Origin of the sequence: Vibrio olivae (assembly GCF_042428525.1) — a bacterium.
In the GTDB taxonomy this organism is placed as follows: Bacteria; Pseudomonadota; Gammaproteobacteria; order Enterobacterales; family Vibrionaceae; genus Vibrio; species Vibrio olivae.
This window is the reverse complement of record NZ_JBHMEP010000003.1, coordinates 256,906-278,084: the sequence shown is the minus strand read 5'-3', so window position 1 is coordinate 278,084 and position 21,179 is coordinate 256,906. Positions and strand designations below refer to the sequence as shown.

Genomic DNA, 21,179 nt, shown 5'->3' with positions numbered 1-21,179 from the left:
CTCGTGTTGCGGTGGAAGCTGGTATTGCTGATTACTGGTACAAGTACGTGGGTCTTAACGGCCGCGTTGTGGGCATGACAACCTTTGGTGAGTCTGCACCAGCTGGTGAGCTATTTAAACTGTTTGGCTTTACGACTGAGAATGTGGTTAACGTGGCAAAAGAGGTACTGGCGTAACCATTATTAAACCCGTGTTTATGTTAAAAAAGAGGGCATTAGGCCCTCTTTTTTATATGTATCCAAAGGTAAGTTTTTCTTCGCTGAATGTAGGATTTACATTTTTGCGATTATTTTCATTGTTTTCAAAATGTCAACTTTATGAATTTATTGAACTTTTTAAGTTGGCACGGGTTTGGCAATACTAAAAGTGTCTATACACAAATTTATGCTCAACTCATTAAGGAGTACCCATGAAAACGACAATGAAAACAGCACTGATGACACTACTATTTTCAGCTTTCACTTTAGGTCTTACTGCATGTACCGATGATGGCCCTGCTGAAAATGCAGGTGAGCAAGTGGATCAAACTATGTCTGAAGCGAGCGATCAAATTGATGACACTATGACAGATGCAGGTAATGCGATTGAAGATACTTGTGAAGATGTCAAAGAAGGTGTTGATGCACAAGATACTGACTGCTAATAAAAAGTGAGTGGCCTGTTGTCGGTTACTGACTTACCGATAAGCAAACTACACTTCTAGTATCGGGCCTCCGCAGTGTCGGAGGCTTTTTAATACAAACAACAAAATCGGTATCAATAGTGAGGAGCATCATGAAAGTAGCCAATTATTATTTTAATGGGTGTATTGCCACTGTGGTGTTAGCAGTGCTTAGCCCATGGTGGTGGTTAACTTTTCTGCTGGCATGGACGGCATTGGCGCTCGGTTTGGTAGCGTACGCTTATCAAAAAAATAACGGCATGATTTTTCGTAAGCGCAAAGGGGGACATATTCCTACCTTTATGCGAGTGGTGTTCTTCCCGTTTATGCTTGGCGTGCAAATTTATAATCACATTGTTCAAAAGCGCTCAGGCTCTCCGGTGATTCAAGAGATTGAACCCGGTTTATATTTAGCATCGCGTCTTACGCCTATGGATGTGGATTTACTCAAGAAAAACAAAATCGAAGCGATTTTAGATGCAACGGCTGAATTTGATAGCTTCAAAATTTCACTACTGGGCGAAGAAATCGAGTATTTGAATGTGCCCATTCTTGATCATGCCTACCCAGATTTTGATACCTTAATGCAAGCCATTCGCTGGATTGACAGCCAGCGCCGGAATCAACGTAATGTGGTGGTGCATTGCGCATTAGGTCGTGGACGCTCGGTGTTAGTGATGGCCGCTTACTTGCTGGCAGAATCACCGCATAAAGACTTGCAGCAAGTCATGAAACAAATCCAATCCATTCGCCGCTATGCACGGCTCAACCGCTGGCAAGAGAAAGCGTTGAGTGATTACTTAAAAAAAGACAATTTTGGTTTTGCCAAACCCAATGCGTGGATCATCGCCAACCCGGTTTCTGGCGGGGGAAAATGGCCTGAAAACAAAGCGCACATTGTTGAAGAACTCTCACCTTATTATCGTCTAACCATTAAAGAAACAACAGAAAGCGTCACGGCGAGTCAGTTGGCTGAGCAGGCGGTGAAAGATAACCCCAAACTGATTATCGCTGGTGGGGGCGATGGGACGATTAACCAAGTCGCGACACAGATAGTCGGTAGCGAAATTGAGCTCGGGATATTGCCGCTGGGTACTGCGAATTCACTGTGTCACGCTTTGTGGGGAGTGAAGTCCAAACTCGTTCCTATTCAAACCGCCTGTGACGTCTTAACGCAAGGTAAAGCCATTCATATGGATACCGCGACCTGTAATGGCGAGTTAGCGTTAATGGTCATTGCCGTCGGTTTTGAACAGCAGATGATTGAGTATGCCAACCGTGAAGAAAAGAACCAGCAAGGGCAAGGGGCCTATTTAAAAGGCTTTTTTAATGCCGTGACTGAAAATCAAGCGCTCGAGCTTAAGGTCACGTTTGACCAACAGCCACAAGAGACATTAAAAACGGGCAGTATGGTGATTGCGAATGCCGCGCCTTTTAGCACGATTCTCGCTCAAGGAAAGGGCGCACCTGATGTGCAAGATGGCAAATTGGATGTGACATGGCTACCGAGTTCAGAAAACGTCAGCGATAATGTTTGGTCCTTGACTGAACTGATTTTCAACAGCGTAGTTCAAACCAACATTGATGATGCGGTGCAGCACCGTCATGTGTCGAAGATAGTGATTGAATCTCAACAGGGGCTGAAGTACGCCATTGATGGGGAGCTTTTTGAGGCGCAGGGGATTGACATTGAAGCCGCTCCTCGTTCACTCTGGGTGCTAACGCCCGAAAAAGCAGGGCGCAGCACTGATGATGTAGAGACCGATTAGTCTTTGGCTTGGTAGCGTTCTAACTTGTTGTACAAGGTTTTGACGCTGATACCTAAATCAGAAGCGGTATCCGTCTTGTTTCCTTGGTTTTCTGCGAGTGTGTTCATAATTGCAGCACGCTCGATTTCTTCCAATGCGACACCCGCTGGAATGCTCTCTTCGACACTTGAAGGTGATTGCAGTGGTGGGGCATCGAACACTAAATGTTGCTGTTCAATTTGGTCATCAGCAAGAATATAAGCCCGCTCTACACTGTGTTTCAATTCGCGAACATTGCCAGGCCATGAATGTTGAGCGATCGCTTCAAGCGCAGCTGGAGAAATTGAAATATTCTGTTTTTCTTCCGTATTCCGATGCGCAAGAAAATGCAGAGCAAGACCGGTGATGTCTTCCTTACGTTCACGCAGAGGGGGCACGTGTATCGGGAATTGCGATAAGCGGAAATACAAGTCTTCTCGAAAACGTTCATTTTCAATCGCTTTCTGTGGATCGCGGTTGGTCGCTGCCACAATACGCACATCGGCTTTGAGTGTTTGCTGGCTACCAACGGGTCGATATTCTCCGGTTTCAAGCACACGCAGAAGTTTAACTTGATGCTCTATTGGCATTTCAGTGACTTCATCAAGGAAGAGAGTGCCGCCTTCGGCTTGCTTAAATACCCCAGCATGGTTGCGATGGGCGCCGGTAAATGCCCCTTTCTCATGACCAAACAGTTCACTATCGACCAACTCTGGGCTGATGGCGCCACAGTTAATCGCAATGAAAGGCTTATGATTGCGTTCGCTAGCAAGGTGAATCGTATTAGCGACCAGCTCTTTACCTGAGCCACTCTCACCAATAATTAAAACATTCGATTCTGTGCGTGCAACGCGGCGTAGAGTTCGATAGAGCTGATGCATAACACGTGATGAACCCACTAATAGACCAAATTGATCCAAGTTACTGCTATTTACGCCTTGTCGTTTTGCTTGGCTGTGAAAGAAATACCCAGCAATGTCTTCTAGCGTGTCATTCACCGATTCAAAATCAACGGGCGTACGAAAATGAAAGACACTGCCACCCAGCATTAATTGATCCAATTTCGGATTCGGTTTCCCTTCACTAAATAAGATCACGTCTTGATGAGAGAACAAATCGCCTGCCGCTAATAAATCCAGCTCTTGGTCACTAAGAGCGGTGATATCAATGATAGCGGCATCGGCCTTGGATTCTTGCCATTGATCTAACCAATGGCTTCCACCATCGGCGTTGACCACTGAAAACTCAGACAATGCTTTGCATTGTGCTAGTGGTGCGCAAAATTCTTGACTAACAAGATGGACGAACAATACAGGCAAGCTCATTTGCTTTCCTCAGCATATAAGGGGGGATCGATAATGTACGTAAATACTTCCGAGTCAACAAGTAAGGTTTACCGTTTTTTACCTGACTTTAACCGAATTGATACTTAAGAACTAATTTAGACAGCCTTCTAACCTCTAAAACGACATTCGACATTTCTGGTATGAAGTTTGAAAGGGATTATTTAGGTTTATTCATACACGGGAGGAGATTGTGAATAATCAAGCCCGACAGCAGATAGATGTCAACTCGAAAGACGAGCACTTGATACGCCTGATGATTGCTTGGTTAGATAAAAGTTATATGAGCGCGAGATTCCTATCACATCGTATAGAAAACAGTAGTTTATATCGATCATTGATGAGGATTACGCTGCTTAAACGTCAAGCAACGCAAGATCTACGACAAGCGATCGATACGCCTTTCCCACTGTTTATGAACCCGAAACCACCGCAGGATGATCAAGACATGACCTTGATGATGAACATGGTTGTTTCGGATAAGTATCTGATAGATAAAGGCAAAACGATTGTTAAAAACTTAGAATCTAACCAATTGGCGCACAAGGTATCCTATTGGATTGCAGCACTTCAGATGGAGATAGAGGCGACCCATTTAACGCTAAAGCGATTAAGGTAGGTTGAGAAATAAGGTAACAAACACATCACTCAGTGTTGAAGAAGTTACCGATAAACACGAAATTATTTCACAGCCTAGGAATTGAAAAATAAAAAGGATTATCATAAAGTTTTGAATTTTATGGAAAAATAAACTTGGCATAAGTTTAGCAATAGTGTAACTGCGACTTAAATAAGCATTCCAAATAATGGAGGAAACGATATGAAGACCAAGATTTCAACGTTAACTCGAACAGTAATCCTTGCCTGTGGTGTGACTGCATTTAGTGCAATGGCCGCGCCGAATGATTGGAGCGATGAAGCGCACGATGGCTGGATCGATGGGAAAGCTGAAGCCACACTCTTGTTTAACAGTGAACTGAATAACTTCGATATCAATACCGATGTAAAAGATGGCGTCATTTACCTAACCGGTAAAGTCGACTCTGATATCGAAAAACGTCTAGCGAGCGAATTGGTTCGCAACATCGATGGCGTTAAAGAGGTCGAAAACGACCTAACGGTGATGAACGCCGATGAGCAAGACTCCGATTTTAGCCAAGACGTCGTGGATGCAAAAATCGCGACCGTTGTGAAGTCTTCGCTACTGCTGGATCCTGATGTAAACGGTACTGATATCGATGTTGATGTTGACCAAGGTAATGTCACGCTTGATGGTCAAGTGACATCAGAAGAGATGGAACAACTTGCTGTTATGCTGGCGAAAAATACCGATGACGTAAAAGACGTTGATAACCAGCTTGAGATTGTTACCCAGTAATTAATGACTTTGCTGAGTATTAAAAAGGGCCCGTTTGGGCCCTTTTATTTTGTCCGTTTTTCAGCCATTGTTCACTGACGATTAACGCTCGGTTTGCGATACCGGCCGTCGCCAACTGTCAGGAATTCTCTCCTCGATCAAATCAAGTAGCGCAAGTAATCGGCGCGGTGGACGTCCAATTGGCGTATAGCAGTTGATCTCCACTGGCCCAGTTTCCCAACCCGACAAACATTCAACAATTCGCCCTGGGTGGTAAGAGGAATAACCCTGCGCCATTGTTTTTGGCAGTAACCCAATGCCATTACCGTTGGCGATGGCATCAATTTGCAGCGCTAAGTTGTCACATTGCAAACGGCTTTCCATCGGCTCAAGAAAGTATACGCCATGCTCAGAGTGGGTCATCACTAACCCCGCTTCACGCACTGAACCAAAATCAATCCAAGCATGATGATGCAGCTCACTTGGGTGTGAAAAATGGCCATGTTTTTCAAGATAATCTGGTGCGGCATAAGTGGCGTAGTGCCAATGACCTAATGTTTGTTTTCGCCATTCAATATCAGGAACTTGACCAATCCAAAAGATCAAATCAGGTCCATGACAATCCGCGATGTATTCACTGCTTAAGCGAATACGTACTTTGGGGTTGTCTGTCAAAAATTGATTGAGAGCCTGACTTATCCAACCACGCATTAATGCCGGATGACAAATGATCTGCAGTTCACCAGAGACTTGGTTATTCAAGCCTTGAATCGCATCCTGACTTTCATCGGCCAGCTCTAGCATTTTTTTGCTATAGCGAGCAAAGACTTGTCCCGCTTTGGTAATAACCAAACGGTTACCTTGGCGAATGGTTAAGGCTTGACCAACATCCGCTTCAAGCTGAGCTAGGCGGCGGCTGACGGTAGATTTCGGTTGATTTAACGCTTTGGCTGCTGCTGTCAGGCTTTTGTGTTCATTGAGCGCATCAAAGGCTCTTATTGAGGTTAAATCATGCATGACAAAATCCTGTTGAACGAGAGTTGGGTTCCATTTTTGGGAAGAGGCATTCCAGTTATCTAACTATTCATTCAATCACGAATGTGAATAATCATCAATATTCAAATGATAATTATTATCAGTTTAGGAGCGAATTATGACTATCTCGAAATGTCGGTATTTGAGTGCAGTAAGTGGTGCTGTACTGCTGACCACGCCTTACGCGTATGCCGATACAGACTCTTCCAACACGACTGAGACCGTGGTTGTTACGGCTGCCGGTTATGAACAGAATATTGCTCGCGCCCCCGCGACCATCTCAGTGATTACCGCTGAAGACATCGAAAAGAAATCCTATACCGATATCACTGATGTGTTAAAAAATATTTCAGGGGTCCAAGTTTCGGGTGGGGGTGTAGAACAGGCGATCATGATTCGCGGCATGTCATCGAGCTATACTCTGTTTTTGATTGATGGACGCCCAGTTCAGGGAAATGATGCTTTTGGTCTGAATGGGGCTCAGGCCGGTACGCCAATTAACTTTTTACCTCCAGTTTCTGAAATTGAGCGTATCGAAGTGATCCGTGGTCCAGCTTCTGCTTTATATGGCTCGGATGCCATGGGTGGGGTTATCAATGTGATCACCAAGAAAGTTGGCAACGAGTGGAGCGGTAGTATTACGACTGAATACACCATGGCTGACAGTTCAAATAAGGTGAATGAAGACTCGGCACAAACCAGCATTGCTCTAAATGCGCCGCTCATTGACGATACGCTTTCGCTGCAATTTAGTGGCTCTTATCTTAACCAGGACGAAAGCCACTTTATTGGTAGCGATGATAGCGAAGCATCCGATCCTGAATATAAGCGCCGTAATTTTAGTACCAAGGTGAATTGGATTATTAACGACAACAATAATCTCACGATGGGGTACAGTCGTTATGAACAGGAACGTACTCATACACCGGGCGTCAGTATTTCTGAAACCGTGACTAATCGTGACGGCAGTATCAGCGATGCGGAAATCAGCTATAGCAAATCCATACGTGATACTTACTTTATTGAGCACGAAGCACACTACGAGGGCATGCGTCTCAAAACCTTTATTAATTACGATGATTCTGAGAACCCATCGCGCGTCAATGATAATACCGGCAACGGAATTGATTTCGACGTACTGACCGTCAACTCATCAGCCAACTGGTTCTGGGATACCAACACTTTGACCGTCGGCGCGACATATAAAAATGAGAACCTTGAAGATGGTGCGACGAACGGGCTGTCTGAACCGGTTGTTGCCGATGCCGATGCCATCAACAAAATGGAACGCTATCAGTATTCGATCTTTGCCGAAAACGAATGGTTACCAATGGAAGATTGGTCAATCGTACTCAGTGGTCGATTTGATGATAACGAAGCCTTTGGTAGTCACTTTAGCCCGAAAGTCTATACCGTTTACGGAATCAGCGATGCTTGGGTACTTAAAGGTGGCGTCACGTCAGGGTACAAAGCGCCAAGCTTACGTCAAAGTGCCACTGATTTTGGTGCAGTATCGCGTGGTGGCGTCATTATTGGTAATCCAGATTTAGAGCCAGAAACCAGTTTGAACTACGAAATTGGTATCGCTTTCGATGATGTTTATGGTTCTGGCGTCTCAGCAACTTTGACCGCTTATTTGACGGAGTTTGAAGATAAAATTAATCGAACCAGCCGTATTTGCGAAGCCAACGTTGAGTGTACTTATGGTGGTACGACATACCCAGCTCATCAGTACGGTTATACCGCCTATGAGAACATTGCCGAAGCTGAAATGTCGGGTATTGAAGCGACGTTGGATTACCAAATCAACCAAGATATTTTGCTGCGTCAATCTTATACCTTTAGCGAAACCGAGCAAAAGAGTGGCGAATATAAAGGCGAGCCTCTAAATGATATCGCCAAGCATATGTACAACGCGTCAATTGAGTGGCAAGCAACGGAACAATTGATGCTGTGGACTCAAGGCAATTACCGCAGTAAAACGACCGGACGTTGGCAGACTGGGCCGAGCGGCCGCTCAAGCAATGGTCTGCAGATTCCAGCTTACACTATGGTTGACCTTGGACTGGTTTATAACCTCAAGAAAGACATTAATTTGAAAGCGGGTGTATATAACGCGTTTAACAAAGAGATTAATCCAGAAGAAGACGAAAACTACCGTTATATCCTTGATGGACGTAAATACAATCTCGCGCTAACGATGCGTTTCTAAACTCGAGAGTGAAGCGAGCAAGGCTCACTTCACTTATCACTTCTTCGATTTTTTCGATCATCAATAGAGAATTCGTAATGAAAAAATGGTTAGTCGGGCTGGTTTTATTTACTAGCCTGTTCAGTATTGTTCGCCCTGCTTTCGCCTTTCCTGTGACAGTCAATCATGCACAGGGAACCACTGTCATCGAGCGTGCACCGCAGCGTGTTGCCGTGTTTGACCTTGCGACATTAGATACCATGAGTGCCCTTGGCGTCAGAGCGGCAGGCGTACCGGGAACCGTTATGCCGACTTATCTTGAACAGTATGCTGATGATAGCTACGTAAAGATTGGTAGCTTATTTGAACCAGACTACGACGCATTAAAAAGTTTGAACCCAGATTTAATTATCGTCGCGGGACGCTCGGCTCGCGCTTATGAGGCATTGAGTCAACTTGCACCAACCTTGGACTTAACGATAGATCCTGCGCATTTTGTTGACGGAGTGGAGCACAACTTAGCGTTATTAGGCGATATCTTTAATCAACAGCAAAAAGCACAGCAGTTACAGAGTGAGCTTGATAGCAAGCTTAGCAAGTTGCGTTCTCAAGCGGCTGAACAGGGAAGTGGTTTGGTGTTGTTTACGGTCAATGGTCACGTTATGGCGCATGCGCCCGGTGAACGTTTTGGTATGCTGTATGAGTTAACGGGATTGACATCGGTATTGAGTGCCAACCCATCTTCTGGTTCAAAAGGACGCCCGAAGCCGGGCTCTGAAGAAGCCAAAAAACAGCAGGTTGAGCGCCAGAAGCGCTTGAACGCGGCACTTAAGGCTGACCCGAATTGGATGTTTATTTTGGATCGCGGCGCGGCAACTGGCGGTGAAGGGCAAGCGGTTGACACCTTATCCGAGATGGAGAATGTGACAGACACGTCAGCGTGGAAAGATGAGCATGTTTACTATCTCAATCCGAAAGCTTGGTATTTGGCCACTGGCGGCTATCAAAGTGTGTCTAAAACGGTTGATGATTTAGGTACTCGCTTTACCCAGTAACTCCAAACGTCAATTTTGCTCTTATTACGCTTTCGCCCCTTATCTCAATCCAGTAAGGGGTGTTTTTTATTTGTGTATTTTGATAGTGCATAAAATCACAATAAATAAAGGTGAATTTGATGGCATTTGCCGTTACCATCTAGCGCGTCAATGGAAAGGAAGCGAAGTGAGATGCTAAAAGTCGCCATTAATGGATTTGGTCGAATCGGTCGCAACGTATTGCGAGCGGTGTATGAAAGCGGTAAGAACCAGCAAATTAAAGTGGTTGCGGTTAACGAATTAGCGCAACCGGATGCGATGGCTCACCTACTGCAATATGACACCAGTCATGGACGATTTGTCAAAAAGGTCACCAATGACCAAGAGCATCTTTACGTTCATCACGACAACCTTGAAGCCGATAAAATTCGCATTCTACACTTGGCAGAAATCGAACTCTTACCTTGGCGGGATTTAGATGTGGATATCGTCCTCGACTGCACAGGCGTATTTGGCAGCCAAGCGGATGGTTTACAGCACATTCAAGCTGGCGCTAACAAGGTGTTGTTTTCTCATCCCGGTGCCAACGACGTCGACAATACCATTATTTATGGTGTGAACCACCAAACCCTCACCAATGAGCATCGTGTGGTTTCAAACGGCTCCTGCACGACCAACTGTATCGTGCCAATCATTAAAGTGCTGGATGAAGCGTTTGGGATTGACTCTGGCACCATCACCACGATTCATTCGTCAATGAATGACCAGCAAGTGATTGATGCTTACCATTCAGATTTACGCCGTACTCGCGCGGCCAGCCAATCGATCATTCCGGTTGACACTAAGTTGCACAAGGGGATTGAACGGATATTTCCGAAATTTTCCAACAAGTTTGAAGCGATTTCAGTGCGCGTTCCCACAGTAAATGTCACGGCCATGGATTTAAGTGTCACAATTAATACAAATGTGAAAGTTAATGACGTAAATCAAACCATAGTCAAGGCGTCTCAGTGTACATTACACAACATTGTTGACTATACTGAAGCACCTCTGGTTTCCATTGATTTTAACCATGATCCCCATAGTGCGATTGTTGATGGAACACAGACCAGAGTAAGCGACGGACGGCTGGTAAAGATGCTGGTCTGGTGCGATAACGAATGGGGCTTTGCGAATCGTATGTTGGATACTGCGCTCGCAATGCAGGCGTCCTAATGCCACTAGGCGCCAAGGAGAAATATTTATTTCCATGCTTGAAATAAATATGTTAAATCTCCATATCAGAAATAATTTGAAGATTCTCAGGTTCGGCAGGGTTGCCGGGCTTACTAAAAACTTTATTTAATTGAGAGGACAAACCATGTCTGTAATCAAGATGACTGATCTAGATCTCGCTGGTAAACGCGTATTTATCCGTGCAGACCTAAACGTGCCAGTAAAAGATGGCAAAGTAACTTCTGATGCGCGTATTCTTGCATCTTTACCAACAATCAAGCACTGCCTAGAAGCCGGTGCAAAAGTTATGGTTACTTCTCACCTAGGTCGTCCTACAGAAGGTGAATACGCTGAAGAGTTCTCTCTATTACCGGTTGTTAATTACCTTAACGATGCACTTGATTGTGACGTAAAACTGGCAAAAGACTACCTTGATGGCCTAGAGCTTAACGCTGGTGAACTCGTCGTTCTTGAAAACGTTCGCTTTAATAAAGGCGAAAAGAAAAACGAAGAAGAACTGTCTAAGAAATACGCAGCACTATGTGATGTGTTCGTTATGGACGCATTCGGTACCGCGCACCGCGCTCAAGCGTCAACACACGGCGTAGGCATGAATGCACCAGTTGCGTGTGCAGGCCCTCTACTTGCTAACGAACTTGAAGCTCTTGGTAAAGCGATGGATAACCCAGCGCGCCCAATGGTCGCTATCGTGGGTGGTTCTAAAGTATCGACTAAACTGACAGTGCTTGAGTCTCTATCTAAAATCGCTGACCAGTTGGTTGTGGGTGGCGGTATCGCCAACACTTTCATCGCCGCAGCTGGCAATAACGTAGGTAAGTCTCTATACGAAGCAGATTTAGTGGATACCGCTAAGAAGCTGATGGAAGAGTGTGCTATCCCAGTAGCAACTGACGTAGCGTGTGCGAAAGCGTTTGATGAAAACGCAGAAGCAGAAATCAAAAACGTGGCTGACGTTCAAGATGACGACATGATCTTTGACCTTGGTCCTGACTCAACAGCAGAGCTTGCAAAAATTCTTAAAGATGCGAAAACCATCCTTTGGAACGGCCCTGTAGGCGTATTCGAATTCAAAAACTTTGAAGCGGGTACCAAAGGTATCTCTGAAGCGATTGCCGCTTCTGATGGCTTCTCTGTTGCGGGTGGCGGTGACACACTAGCCGCTATCGACAAGTTCGGTATCAAGGCTGATGTGTCTTACATTTCAACGGGTGGCGGTGCTTTCCTTGAGTTTGTTGAAGGTAAAGTTCTTCCTGCAGTCGAAATGCTAGAAGCACGCGCTAAAGCATAATTAATCAATAGAGCGGGAGTTATCTCCCGCTTTTATGTTTGCTGCACTCGTAAGGCAAATTTGCTAGAATAGTGCGAGTTGTGAGCAACGATTTACCAGTTTTTATACTTAACAATAAGTTTTAATTATTAAAACGACAGATAAATAGGACTCTATCCATGTCTAAGATCTTCGACTTCGTAAAACCAGGTGTTATCTCTGGTGATGACGTACAGAAAGTGTTTGAAGTTGCTAAAGAAAACGGCTTCGCACTTCCAGCAGTTAACTGTATTGGTACTGACTCTGTCAACGCAGTACTAGAAGCAGCAGCAAAAGTGAAATCGCCAGTTATCGTTCAGTTCTCAAACGGTGGTGCGGCTTTCTTCGCTGGTAAAGGCGTGAAACTAGAAGGTCAAGGCGCACAAGTTCTTGGTGCGATTTCTGGTGCTAAACACGTACACAACGTTGCTGAAGCTTACGGTGTACCTGTTATTCTTCACACTGACCACGCTGCGAAGAAACTTCTACCATGGATTGACGGGCTACTAGACGCAGGTGAAAAACACTTCGCTGAAACAGGTAAGCCACTGTTCTCTTCTCACATGATTGACCTTTCTGAAGAGTCTCTAGAAGAAAACATCGAAATCTCTGCAAAATACCTAGAGCGCATGGCAAAAATGAACATGACGCTTGAAATCGAACTAGGTTGTACTGGTGGTGAAGAAGATGGCGTTGATAACTCTGATATGGACGCATCTGAGCTTTACACTTCTCCAGAAGACGTTGCTTACGCATACGAGAAACTCAACGCAATTAGCCATCGTTTCACTATCGCGGCTTCTTTCGGTAACGTACACGGCGTTTACAAACCAGGTAACGTTGTTCTTACTCCAACCATCCTACGTGATTCTCAAAAATACGTTTCTGAGAAATTCGGTCTACCTGAGAATTCTCTAAACTTCGTATTCCACGGCGGTTCTGGTTCTTCTGAAGCTGAAATCCAAGAGTCTATCTCTTACGGTGTTATCAAAATGAACATCGATACGGATACTCAGTGGGCTTGTTGGGATGGTATCCGTCAATACGAAGCGGACAACCATGATTACCTACAAGGCCAAATCGGTAACCCAACGGGTGAAGATGCGCCAAACAAGAAATACTACGATCCACGTGTATGGCTACGCGCTGGTCAAGCATCTATGGTTGCTCGTCTTGAGAAAGCCTTCGCTGACCTTAACGCGGTTGACGTTCTATAATTCATAGATACGTAAAATGTTTAAAAAGCTCGCTATTTAGCGAGCTTTTTTTATGGCGCCGAAACAGGATTAAGAGTAAGACAGAGTGAGGAAAGTCGACAAATAGGTGGCGATTTAAACGACCTTTGCTTACTCTCTAAAAGCGAACGCCATATGGAAATTCACTCGGCTTATTTTTTAGGGTGAGAACTGAGGTGTTTTGCTTTTTCAGTAAGTTATAGGCTACAGTGCGCTATAGCAGTTCGAGTTTAATGATGTAATAACCTAAAAATCGAACATAGTGAGTCATTAGATATTTTAGAGGAAACGTATTATGGCAGGTGAGAAGTTGGACGATCCGACTCCAATTACCGAGAGCTTAGAAACCGCTCAACATTGGTTGACAGATAATTCAGATCTATTAATCCAATACGGTATTAATATTATCTCAGCAGTGCTGATTCTGTTTATTGGTAACATCATTACGAAGATGATCGCCAACAGCGTTGCGAAGCTGCTCAAGCGTAAAGATATGGACTCTGCGGTTGTCGGGTTTATCCATGGCTTAGTACGTTACCTATTATTTGTCATCGTGTTGATTGCTGCGCTAGGGCGAATTGGTGTGCAAACCGCTTCTGTGGTTGCCGTTATTGGTGCCGCTGGTTTAGCTGTTGGTTTGGCACTGCAAGGGTCACTGTCTAACTTTGCTGCGGGCGTACTGATTGTGGCTTTCCGTCCATTTAAAGCTGGAGATTATGTTGAAGCCGGCGGCGTAGCTGGCTCTGTGGATTCAATCCAAATTTTCCAAACGATTTTGAAAACGCCAGATAACAAAATGGTCGTGGTACCCAACTCATCAGTGATTGGCGGGCCGATTACCAACTATTCGACTCATTCTACTCGTCGTGTTGACTTGGTGATTGGTGTTTCTTACGGTTCTGATTTACAGAAGACGAAAGAAGTGCTGCTTAAAACCATTGAAGATGAGCCGCGTTTACTTAAAGATCCAGCGCCAACCGTGGGTGTTTTGGCACTGGCGGATTCTTCGGTGAACTTTGCTGTACGTCCTTGGGTGAAAACCGCTGACTACTGGCCGACGTATTTCGATTTAATGCAAAAAATCAAAGAGAATCTAGACGAAGCTGGTATTGAAATTCCATTCCCACAAATGGATGTTCATTTCGATAAAGCCGTTGCAGCCAATGACAGCAACAGTGACGAGCAGCAACAAGCTTAATCGTCGCAAACAACAAAAAAGCGAGGCTCTTGCCTCGCTTTTTTATGTCTTAAAGCTGTTTAAACAGCATCATTGCAATACTAAACATCATTATAGCCACTGCAATATCAATCCCCTGACTGACTTTTGGCCGCGCAAGAATGTGGCTCATTTTCGCTGCGGCAAACGAGATTGTATAAAACCATGTGAATGAGGCCAGCATGGTGCCAATAGCAAAGGCAACTCGGTCTAGGCCTGCAAATTGTCCTCCGAGTGAGCCTAAAATCACCACCGTATCCAGATACAAGTGAGGGTTGAGCACCGTTACCGCAATGGCGCCCAAAATCACCCCTTTACGACCATAAACCTTCTGTGCCTGTTTGGGAGATTGTTGTTGATGAGTGCGAAAGGCACTGCGTAGAGACATCGCACCATAAACCGTTAAAAAGACAATGCCGGCGATAGTGACGGCTTGCAGCAGAGATTCATGTTGAGTGAGCAAAGCACCACCGCCAAACATACCAAGAGAAATAAACAGCACATCAAGCAAGCTGCATGTGGTCGCTGTTGTAAAGTGATGATGACGTTTCATTCCTTGGTTTAGGACGTACGCATTTTGCGCCCCGATTGGAATGATCATTGTCGCTCCCAATCCAAAACCTTGGAGTAGAATCCACAAGTTCATGATGTCTCCGCAATCGTGTTGTAAACAGTAGGGAGCGCACCATATTATAAATGGCTAATATCAGTATAATGAATAATATTAATTGATTATCAGTTTTTCTTATGAGGTGCTATGCGAGGTTTGGATTATAAGGCGATTGAAGCGTTAGATGCGGTATTAACCACTGGTAGCTTTGAGCGGGCTGCCGCTAAGTTGTTTCTTTCTCAATCCGCTGTCTCTCAACGCATCAAACAATTAGAAAAGTTTGTTGCTCAACCGGTGCTAGTGCGTGAGTTACCGCCGAGGCCGACAGAGATCGGCAAAAAGCTAATGGGTTTGTACCGCCGAGTTCAGTTGATGGAAAACGAGCTATTACCAAACCTTCTTAATCAAGAATCACAGATGCCGATGTCGGTGGCGATAGCCAGCAATGCCGACAGTTTAGCCACGTGGCTACTTCCTGCTTTAGAATCGGTAATGAAGCAGCGTAATGTCGAGATGAGTATTTACGTGGATGCCGAGGATCGTACGATTGAAAAAGTAAAAAGTGGTGAGGTTGCAGGCGCGGTCAGTTCTGGCGCGAAACCCGTTTCTGGTTGTGCGGCGGATTATTTGGGACGTATGGATTATGTCTGTGTCGCAAGCCCAGCCTTTTGCCAACGGTATTTTGCCGACGGCGTTGATACGCAAAGTTTAAATAAAGCGCCTTCGGTGTCATTTAATCAATACGACAACATGCATCAACAGTTTCTCAGCCAGTTTTTTGGTTTAGAGGATGGGGGATTGCGCCATCAAGTTGCCAGTTCAGAGGCCTTTGTTAAGTTGGCGCTATCAGGGGTCGCCTACTGCTTAATGCCTAAGTTGCAAATAGAGCAAGAGTTGGCTCAAAAAACATTAATCAATATCACGCCAGAATATTATCTTTCTTACCATATCTACTGGCATCATTGGCAGGCAGAAAGTGGCATATTGAAAGAGATCAGTCAGGCAATTGTTGATTATGCTCGAGCAGTGTTAGAGCCAGCATAGGCTCGTCAAGCTTCTGTAAGTTTGATTAAAGTCTGGTGATTAATTGTCTTTAATTACCTAAGATAAAAAACGGGATTGACTAAAGGTAGGTTTAACAATGAAAAAAATGGCTCTCTTCGCGGTTTGTTCATCACTACTGGTAGGTGTAAATACATCGGCATTTGCTGTCGACTTTCCACATTTAACCACCACAGGTTATGGTGAAGTCATCGCCAAACCGGACATGGCGACCTTTTCGGTGAGTGTGGTTGAAAGTACGATGACGGCAGAGCAAGCTAAATCTAAGGTTGATGAGGTGGTCGAAAGATTTATCTCTAGCCTGGCGCAAGCTGGTGTGACTGAGGATTCAATTTCGAGCTCAAACTTATATCTTACTCCTCAATATCACTATCCTAAAGACGAAAAGCCCGAGCTGGTGGGTTATCGAGCATCGCGAAACGTCAATGTGACTGTGAACGATCTCAGCAAATTAAATCAGTACCTCGAAGTCGCACTGGTGGATGGCATCAACCAAGTTGACAATATTGAGCTCAAAGTTAGCAATGAATCTGAATACCAAGAGCAGGCGCGACAAGCTGCAATTAAAGACGCTAAACAGAAAGCAGAGTCCTTGGTGAAAGGATTTGATAAAGAGTTGGGGGATATTTGGCAAATTCGCTATAACAACTCAAATACTCAACCTGTTCTGATGAAAACCATGCAGATGGATTCGGCAAGAATGGAAAAAAGCAGCTATCAAGATTCGGCGATAACCATTCGTGATCGAGTTGATGTACTGTATAAACTTGATGATTAGCCCTGTTTAAAAAATAAGCATAAAAGTTTAGATTTTTTATAAATCTTTAGTGATAAAACTTTAACCATATTGATTAAATACTATATAATCCACGCCTTTTGGTAAGTGTGGATTCAGGGCAGTGAAATATCGTCGAGCGTTACAAAAAGTTCTCGTGACAGTCGTGGTGATGTTTGTCGCCATTACCGCGATATTTCATTTTCAGCGATACCATGAACTGCGCCAAACCAGCCTTTCTCAAATTAGCCAGCAAGCGCTCAATTATCTCGAATATACCGATAGAGAGTATCAGCGAGCGCTGAATGAATTTAGAAGTATGGCAACACTGATTGCCAACAGTAAACCTCTCTATGATTACGCGCAAACCAAAACTGAATACCATGAACAGGCGTTGACCGAGCAATGGCAGACGCTACTTTCGAATCAGCAAAGTTATTACAAGCTGGCATTTATTGATGCGCAAGGACAGGAAACACTTTGCGTTTTTCCACCACATTCAAAGTTTGCTCATCAAACACGCGCTCAAAGTCAGCCTGAATTTTTCGCTTACGCCCAAACACTAAGCGATCACCAGATCGGTTATTGGGAAAATCGACCATGGACTTCAGATGACCATAATGGCGTCAAAGAACTGGATATTAAGCTGATTTATCCCCTAACCATCGAGGCCCAGCGTGAGGGATATTTGGTCCTTGATTTGAACATGGAAAGTTTGTCACAACGCGTCAATTACTCGCCTGACCTTTTACTCCGCGCGGATCTGCTTGATCAAAACGGCGGCTATTTGATTAAAGGCGGTCATGGTGTTGAACGAGTGCACACGTCGAATATCGGTAAGCGGCTTCACGCCGCGACGAACATCGCTGATGTTCAGCCCAAAACCTGGCAGAAAATGCAAGAATTTGAAGATGGATTTGTCAAAGAGCACGGTGTACTTACGGTATTTAAAACGCTGAATTTAATTGAAGCCACACCACTGCATTTAGCGATTTCCCTTTCTCCAGATGAATTGACCGGGTTAGCTCAAGAGGCGATTGAAGCGCTAAACCGTGAAACCGGTTTAGCTATTTTACTGGGTTTGCTCTTTATTGTGCCGACCACTTTTATGTTGATGTACTACCGACGTAATAGTATCGATAGCCATCTTGCTCGCGCTGCATTGAGTGGAATGTCGGCAGTGATGATCATTGACCGTTATTGTAAAACGGTACTAGTGAATCCGGAATTTACGCGTTTAACTGGGTTATCTAGCGCCTACGTCGAATCGAAAAACGTATTAAAAGGGCTACTAGGCGAGCGCAAAGCAGAACTGTTCAAACAGATTTTCGCTGATGTGCGTGAACATGATATCTGGGAAGACGAAGTCACTTTGTACCAAGGTGAGAGTGAAATCACCACGATTATGCGTGTTCAAAGTTCATTTGATAGCAAGGGTAAGCTTAGCTATTACATCGTATCGTTTGTTGATATTAGCGAGCGTAAAGTTTTAGAAGAGAAGTTGCGGGTATTAAGTGAAAAAGATCCGATGAGCGATCTGTGGAACCGCCGTAAATTCGAGCAAGAATTGCGTCGCTCTGCGTTGCTCGCTCAACTGGCGGATTCAAACAAACCAACGTGTTTGGCTTTGATCGACATTGATCACTTTAAACGGATTAATGACGAACTTGGCCACGATGAAGGTGACCGTATTATCAGTCGTGTCTCTTATGTCATGTCTTCCGTGGTTCGCCACAGTGACTTTTTGGCGCGTATTGGCGGCGAAGAGTTTGCGGTCATTATGCCCAACACCAGCATTGCGGATGCCAACATGGCATTGAACCGAATTCGCGAGCAAGTGGAAATTGATACACAAGCGAGTGTGACTGTCAGTGTTGGCTTTACACAGTTGACGCCGGATTACACTCGCAGCTATAAATGTGCCGATATCGCCTTGTATGAGTCGAAAACAATTGGTCGTAACCAAGTGTCATTGTGCTTGGATTGTGAAGATATTGCTTAAGAATAGAAGGTAAGAAGGCTGAGGAGAGCCCTCAGCCTGAATGGTGAGGACTACGCGGCATCAATGCTCTTTTTAATCACCGTTAACGATCGCGTTAGGTGAGTTTCAAGCACTTCTGCTGCAGCTTTGGTATCTTTAGCTAAGGCCGCTTTCATCAGTTTTTCGTGTTGTTCAAGATTGTACAGTTCTTCGTTTTCATTCATTCGAGTGATCGCAAAGTAGCGGTACCTTTTGATCTGGTTGATGAGATCATTAAAAAATGACATCATCGTTTTTGAATTGGCGCCTTCAAGCAGGGACTTATGAAATTGAAGATGGCGTTCTTCCCACTCTGACCAATCTTCATCGGTCTTTGGGTTATCGAGACGAGATAATTTGTGGAATGATGTCAGTACATCTAACTCCCAGTGTTCATCTCCAGACTCAATAGCCTTTTGAAGAAGGACGGACGATACAACACGTAAACTGTCGAAAAGATCTTTAAGTTCATCCTGACAAACCGAAGCGACCCAGCTTCCTTTTTGGGGCTCAAGTTTGACATATTTAGACCATGAGAGTTGAACTAAAGCTTCTCTAATTGGCGACGCACCTACATTGTATTTATCTTTCAGTTCCGCGACGACTAACTTTTGTCCCGGCCTTAGTTGACCGGTAAGTATGTCATGGCGTATAAACTTAGATACCTTATCGGTTAAAGTTGGACTAGACACGACGGTTACCTCTGAGCATCCTTGTTACAATTAAAGTACTAGCAGTATATTATACTGTTACGGTGAGATAATACCGTGGGTCATATGTGTCGACAAGGGAAACAATAAATAAAAAAGAGGGCCGAAGCCCTCTTTTTGTCATTAGTTTGATATGCATCTTGTTTATTATAAAACATGTACCGATGCAGTGTTGGTCGTGCCTGAAGCAACAAGTGCACCAGAAACCATAACCACGATGTCGCCTTTCTTACCTAAAGAAGTCTCAAGCGCCATTTCTTTACCTAAGTGGTAGAAAGCGTCAGTGTTTTCGATAGAGTCAACAACGATAGGTGTTACCCCTTTGCTCAGTACAAGCTGAGCAGCGGTTTTCTTATTCGTTGTTAGCGCAAGAATGTTTGCTGTTGGGAAGTACTTACGTACAGAGCGAGCAGATTTACCACCTTCAGTTGCAACAACAATCAGCGGTGCAGCCAGTTTCTCAGCTGTATCGACTGCGCCTTTACATACCGCTTCGGTGATACGTAGACGAGGGCTATCTAGGCGAGAACCAAGTTCTGCTTTAACTGCCGCGTCAGTACGAGTTGCGATTTGCGCCATGATAGTTACTGCTTCGACAGGGTATTTACCTTTCGCCGTTTCACCAGACAGCATTACCGCATCAGTACCATCCATGATCGCGTTCGCTACGTCACCCGCTTCTGCGCGTGTCGGACGTGGGTTTTTGATCATTGAATCAAGCATTTGAGTGGCAGTGATAACCACTTTACGTGCGCGGTTACATTTCTCAATCATCATCTTCTGAGCGAAGATAACTTCTTCTGCTGGGATTTCTACGCCAAGGTCACCACGAGCAACCATGATGCCGTCAGAAAGCTCAAGGATTTCATCAAAGTTATCGACACCTTCTTGGTTTTCGATTTTTGAGATGATTTGAATATTTTCGCCACCGTGTGATTTCAATACTTCACGGATTTCTTGAACGTCTGAACCTTTACGGATGAAAGAAGCGGCAACAAAGTCAACGCCTTGCTCACAACCAAACTTAAGGTCGCCTTTGTCTTTATCAGAAAGCGCAGGAAGGTTAACTGAAACGCCAGGAAGGTTAACCCCTTTGTTTTCACCTAGAGCACCATTGTTCAGTACTTTACATTTTACTTCGGTGTCTGTCGTTGAAATGACTTCCATTTCAATCAGGCCATCATCAACGAGGATAGTGTTACCTGAGCTTAGGTCCGCAGCGAAGCCTGCGTAAGTTACTGCAACTTTATCTTTGTCACCGACGACGCTGGTGTCAGTGGTGAAAGTAAATTCTTGACCTGCAACGAGATCGACATCGTTACCGCCTTCTAGCTTGATAGTACGGATCTCAGGACCTTTAGTATCAAGTAGAATTGCAAGTGGTTTACCTGTTGTTTCCATTACTTTACGGAAGTTTGCGATACGAGTACCGTGCTCGTCGAAATCACCGTGAGAGAAGTTCAGGCGCATCACATTCATGCCTGCATTTACAAGTTCCGTCAGCTTCTCTACAGATTCTGTTTTCGGGCCAATCGTACAAACGATTTTGGTCTTTTTCATGGAAGAGTATCTCCGGTAAATATTAATAGTTACAATTTGAA

19 protein-coding genes are annotated in these 21,179 nt (G+C 44.5%); 14 read left to right on the top strand and 5 right to left on the bottom strand.

Annotated elements, in window-relative coordinates; genetic code table 11:
* The 3 genes from ACFFUV_RS13970 to ACFFUV_RS13960 all read left to right on the top strand — a co-directional run.
* Positions 1-176: transketolase-like TK C-terminal-containing protein (locus tag ACFFUV_RS13970; RefSeq protein WP_390193901.1), on the top strand; the 176-nt coding region annotated here is incomplete at its 5' end.
* A 233-nt stretch (positions 177-409) separates the two neighbouring features.
* Positions 410-643 carry a hypothetical protein gene (locus ACFFUV_RS13965; protein WP_390193882.1) on the top strand — a complete coding sequence of 78 codons (234 nt, stop codon included), beginning with the start codon at positions 410-412 and terminating at the stop codon, positions 641-643.
* Positions 644-774: 131 nt separating this feature from the next.
* On the top strand, positions 775-2,430 hold the full coding sequence (locus ACFFUV_RS13960; RefSeq protein ID WP_390193879.1) for a diacylglycerol kinase family protein: 1,656 nt from the start codon (positions 775-777) through the stop codon (positions 2,428-2,430).
* Here ACFFUV_RS13960 and ACFFUV_RS13955 read toward each other — a convergent pair.
* On the bottom strand, positions 2,427-3,773 hold the full coding sequence (locus ACFFUV_RS13955) for a sigma-54 interaction domain-containing protein (protein WP_390193877.1): 1,347 nt from the start codon (positions 3,771-3,773) through the stop codon (positions 2,427-2,429). The two genes, ACFFUV_RS13960 and ACFFUV_RS13955, sit on opposite strands and share 4 nt — an antisense overlap.
* A gap of 211 nt (positions 3,774-3,984) precedes the next feature.
* On the opposite strand from ACFFUV_RS13955, the gene ACFFUV_RS13950 reads away from it, so the two are divergent.
* Together ACFFUV_RS13950 and ACFFUV_RS13945 are read left to right on the top strand one after the other, a co-directional pair.
* Entirely contained in the window at positions 3,985-4,410 is a 426-nt protein-coding gene (locus ACFFUV_RS13950) for a hypothetical protein (protein WP_390193875.1), read from the top strand.
* Between the two features lie 201 nt (positions 4,411-4,611).
* Positions 4,612-5,169 (top strand): BON domain-containing protein, encoded by a 558-nt coding sequence (locus ACFFUV_RS13945; RefSeq protein ID WP_390193872.1) that lies wholly within the window; start codon positions 4,612-4,614, stop codon positions 5,167-5,169.
* 81 nt (positions 5,170-5,250) lie between these two features.
* Here ACFFUV_RS13945 and ACFFUV_RS13940 read toward each other — a convergent pair whose 3' ends face one another.
* Positions 5,251-6,165, bottom strand: a complete 915-nt coding sequence (locus ACFFUV_RS13940) for a LysR family transcriptional regulator (RefSeq protein ID WP_390193869.1) — start codon at positions 6,163-6,165, stop codon at positions 5,251-5,253.
* Between the two features lie 136 nt (positions 6,166-6,301).
* Here ACFFUV_RS13940 and ACFFUV_RS13935 point away from each other — a divergent pair, with 136 nt between their 5' ends.
* The 6 genes from ACFFUV_RS13935 (at position 6,302) to mscS (ending at position 14,383) form a co-directional block, all read left to right on the top strand.
* Complete coding sequence (locus ACFFUV_RS13935) at positions 6,302-8,395, top strand: TonB-dependent receptor domain-containing protein (protein WP_390193867.1); 2,094 nt, start codon at positions 6,302-6,304, stop codon at positions 8,393-8,395.
* Positions 8,396-8,472: 77 nt separating this feature from the next.
* Complete coding sequence (locus ACFFUV_RS13930) at positions 8,473-9,429, top strand: siderophore ABC transporter substrate-binding protein (protein WP_390193864.1); 957 nt, start codon at positions 8,473-8,475, stop codon at positions 9,427-9,429.
* Between the two features lie 171 nt (positions 9,430-9,600).
* Positions 9,601-10,623 carry an erythrose-4-phosphate dehydrogenase gene (gene epd / locus ACFFUV_RS13925; protein ID WP_390193862.1) on the top strand — a complete coding sequence of 341 codons (1,023 nt, stop codon included), beginning with the start codon at positions 9,601-9,603 and terminating at the stop codon, positions 10,621-10,623.
* Positions 10,624-10,768: 145 nt separating this feature from the next.
* A complete protein-coding gene (locus tag ACFFUV_RS13920) occupies positions 10,769-11,932 on the top strand; it encodes a phosphoglycerate kinase (RefSeq protein WP_390193859.1) in 1,164 nt (387 codons plus the stop codon).
* Positions 11,933-12,090: 158 nt separating this feature from the next.
* A complete protein-coding gene (gene fbaA, locus ACFFUV_RS13915; RefSeq protein WP_390193856.1) occupies positions 12,091-13,167 on the top strand; it encodes a class II fructose-bisphosphate aldolase in 1,077 nt (358 codons plus the stop codon).
* Between the two features lie 313 nt (positions 13,168-13,480).
* Positions 13,481-14,383, top strand: a complete 903-nt coding sequence (gene mscS, locus ACFFUV_RS13910; RefSeq protein WP_390193853.1) for a small-conductance mechanosensitive channel MscS — start codon at positions 13,481-13,483, stop codon at positions 14,381-14,383.
* A 49-nt stretch (positions 14,384-14,432) separates the two neighbouring features.
* Here the strand turns inward: mscS and ACFFUV_RS13905 are convergent, their stop codons facing one another.
* On the bottom strand, positions 14,433-15,047 hold the full coding sequence (locus ACFFUV_RS13905) for a LysE/ArgO family amino acid transporter (RefSeq protein WP_390193850.1): 615 nt from the start codon (positions 15,045-15,047) through the stop codon (positions 14,433-14,435).
* Between the two features lie 111 nt (positions 15,048-15,158).
* On the opposite strand from ACFFUV_RS13905, the gene ACFFUV_RS13900 reads away from it, so the two are divergent.
* The 3 genes from ACFFUV_RS13900 to ACFFUV_RS13890 all read left to right on the top strand — a co-directional run bounded on the left by ACFFUV_RS13900 (position 15,159) and on the right by ACFFUV_RS13890 (position 18,850).
* Positions 15,159-16,055 carry a LysR family transcriptional regulator ArgP gene (locus ACFFUV_RS13900; RefSeq protein ID WP_390193846.1) on the top strand — a complete coding sequence of 299 codons (897 nt, stop codon included), beginning with the start codon at positions 15,159-15,161 and terminating at the stop codon, positions 16,053-16,055.
* A 97-nt stretch (positions 16,056-16,152) separates the two neighbouring features.
* Positions 16,153-16,851 (top strand): oxidative stress defense protein, encoded by a 699-nt coding sequence (locus ACFFUV_RS13895; protein ID WP_390193843.1) that lies wholly within the window; start codon positions 16,153-16,155, stop codon positions 16,849-16,851.
* A 121-nt stretch (positions 16,852-16,972) separates the two neighbouring features.
* Positions 16,973-18,850, top strand: coding sequence for a sensor domain-containing diguanylate cyclase (locus tag ACFFUV_RS13890; protein WP_390193840.1), 1,878 nt, complete (start codon positions 16,973-16,975; stop codon positions 18,848-18,850).
* 50 nt (positions 18,851-18,900) lie between these two features.
* On the opposite strand, the gene ACFFUV_RS13885 is transcribed toward ACFFUV_RS13890, so the two are convergent.
* Positions 18,901-19,560, bottom strand: coding sequence for a GntR family transcriptional regulator (locus ACFFUV_RS13885; protein WP_390193838.1), 660 nt, complete (start codon positions 19,558-19,560; stop codon positions 18,901-18,903).
* 165 nt (positions 19,561-19,725) lie between these two features.
* Positions 19,726-21,138, bottom strand: a complete 1,413-nt coding sequence (gene pykF, locus ACFFUV_RS13880) for a pyruvate kinase PykF (RefSeq protein WP_390193835.1) — start codon at positions 21,136-21,138, stop codon at positions 19,726-19,728.
* Positions 21,139-21,179 lie beyond the last annotated feature (41 nt).

Coding starts and splice junctions, on each gene's coding strand:
- ACFFUV_RS13945 (WP_390193872.1), top strand. CDS start 4,612: ATGAAGACCAAGATTTCAACGTTAACTCGAACAGTAATCCTTGCCTGT.
- pykF (WP_390193835.1), bottom strand. CDS start 21,138: ATGAAAAAGACCAAAATCGTTTGTACGATTGGCCCGAAAACAGAATCT.
- ACFFUV_RS13930 (WP_390193864.1), top strand. CDS start 8,473: ATGAAAAAATGGTTAGTCGGGCTGGTTTTATTTACTAGCCTGTTCAGT.
- fbaA (WP_390193856.1), top strand. CDS start 12,091: ATGTCTAAGATCTTCGACTTCGTAAAACCAGGTGTTATCTCTGGTGAT.
- epd (WP_390193862.1), top strand. CDS start 9,601: ATGCTAAAAGTCGCCATTAATGGATTTGGTCGAATCGGTCGCAACGTA.
- ACFFUV_RS13960 (WP_390193879.1), top strand. CDS start 775: ATGAAAGTAGCCAATTATTATTTTAATGGGTGTATTGCCACTGTGGTG.
- ACFFUV_RS13895 (WP_390193843.1), top strand. CDS start 16,153: ATGAAAAAAATGGCTCTCTTCGCGGTTTGTTCATCACTACTGGTAGGT.
- mscS (WP_390193853.1), top strand. CDS start 13,481: ATGGCAGGTGAGAAGTTGGACGATCCGACTCCAATTACCGAGAGCTTA.
- ACFFUV_RS13900 (WP_390193846.1), top strand. CDS start 15,159: ATGCGAGGTTTGGATTATAAGGCGATTGAAGCGTTAGATGCGGTATTA.
- ACFFUV_RS13940 (WP_390193869.1), bottom strand. CDS start 6,165: ATGCATGATTTAACCTCAATAAGAGCCTTTGATGCGCTCAATGAACAC.
- ACFFUV_RS13955 (WP_390193877.1), bottom strand. CDS start 3,773: ATGAGCTTGCCTGTATTGTTCGTCCATCTTGTTAGTCAAGAATTTTGC.
- ACFFUV_RS13935 (WP_390193867.1), top strand. CDS start 6,302: ATGACTATCTCGAAATGTCGGTATTTGAGTGCAGTAAGTGGTGCTGTA.
- ACFFUV_RS13965 (WP_390193882.1), top strand. CDS start 410: ATGAAAACGACAATGAAAACAGCACTGATGACACTACTATTTTCAGCT.
- ACFFUV_RS13905 (WP_390193850.1), bottom strand. CDS start 15,047: ATGAACTTGTGGATTCTACTCCAAGGTTTTGGATTGGGAGCGACAATG.
- ACFFUV_RS13920 (WP_390193859.1), top strand. CDS start 10,769: ATGTCTGTAATCAAGATGACTGATCTAGATCTCGCTGGTAAACGCGTA.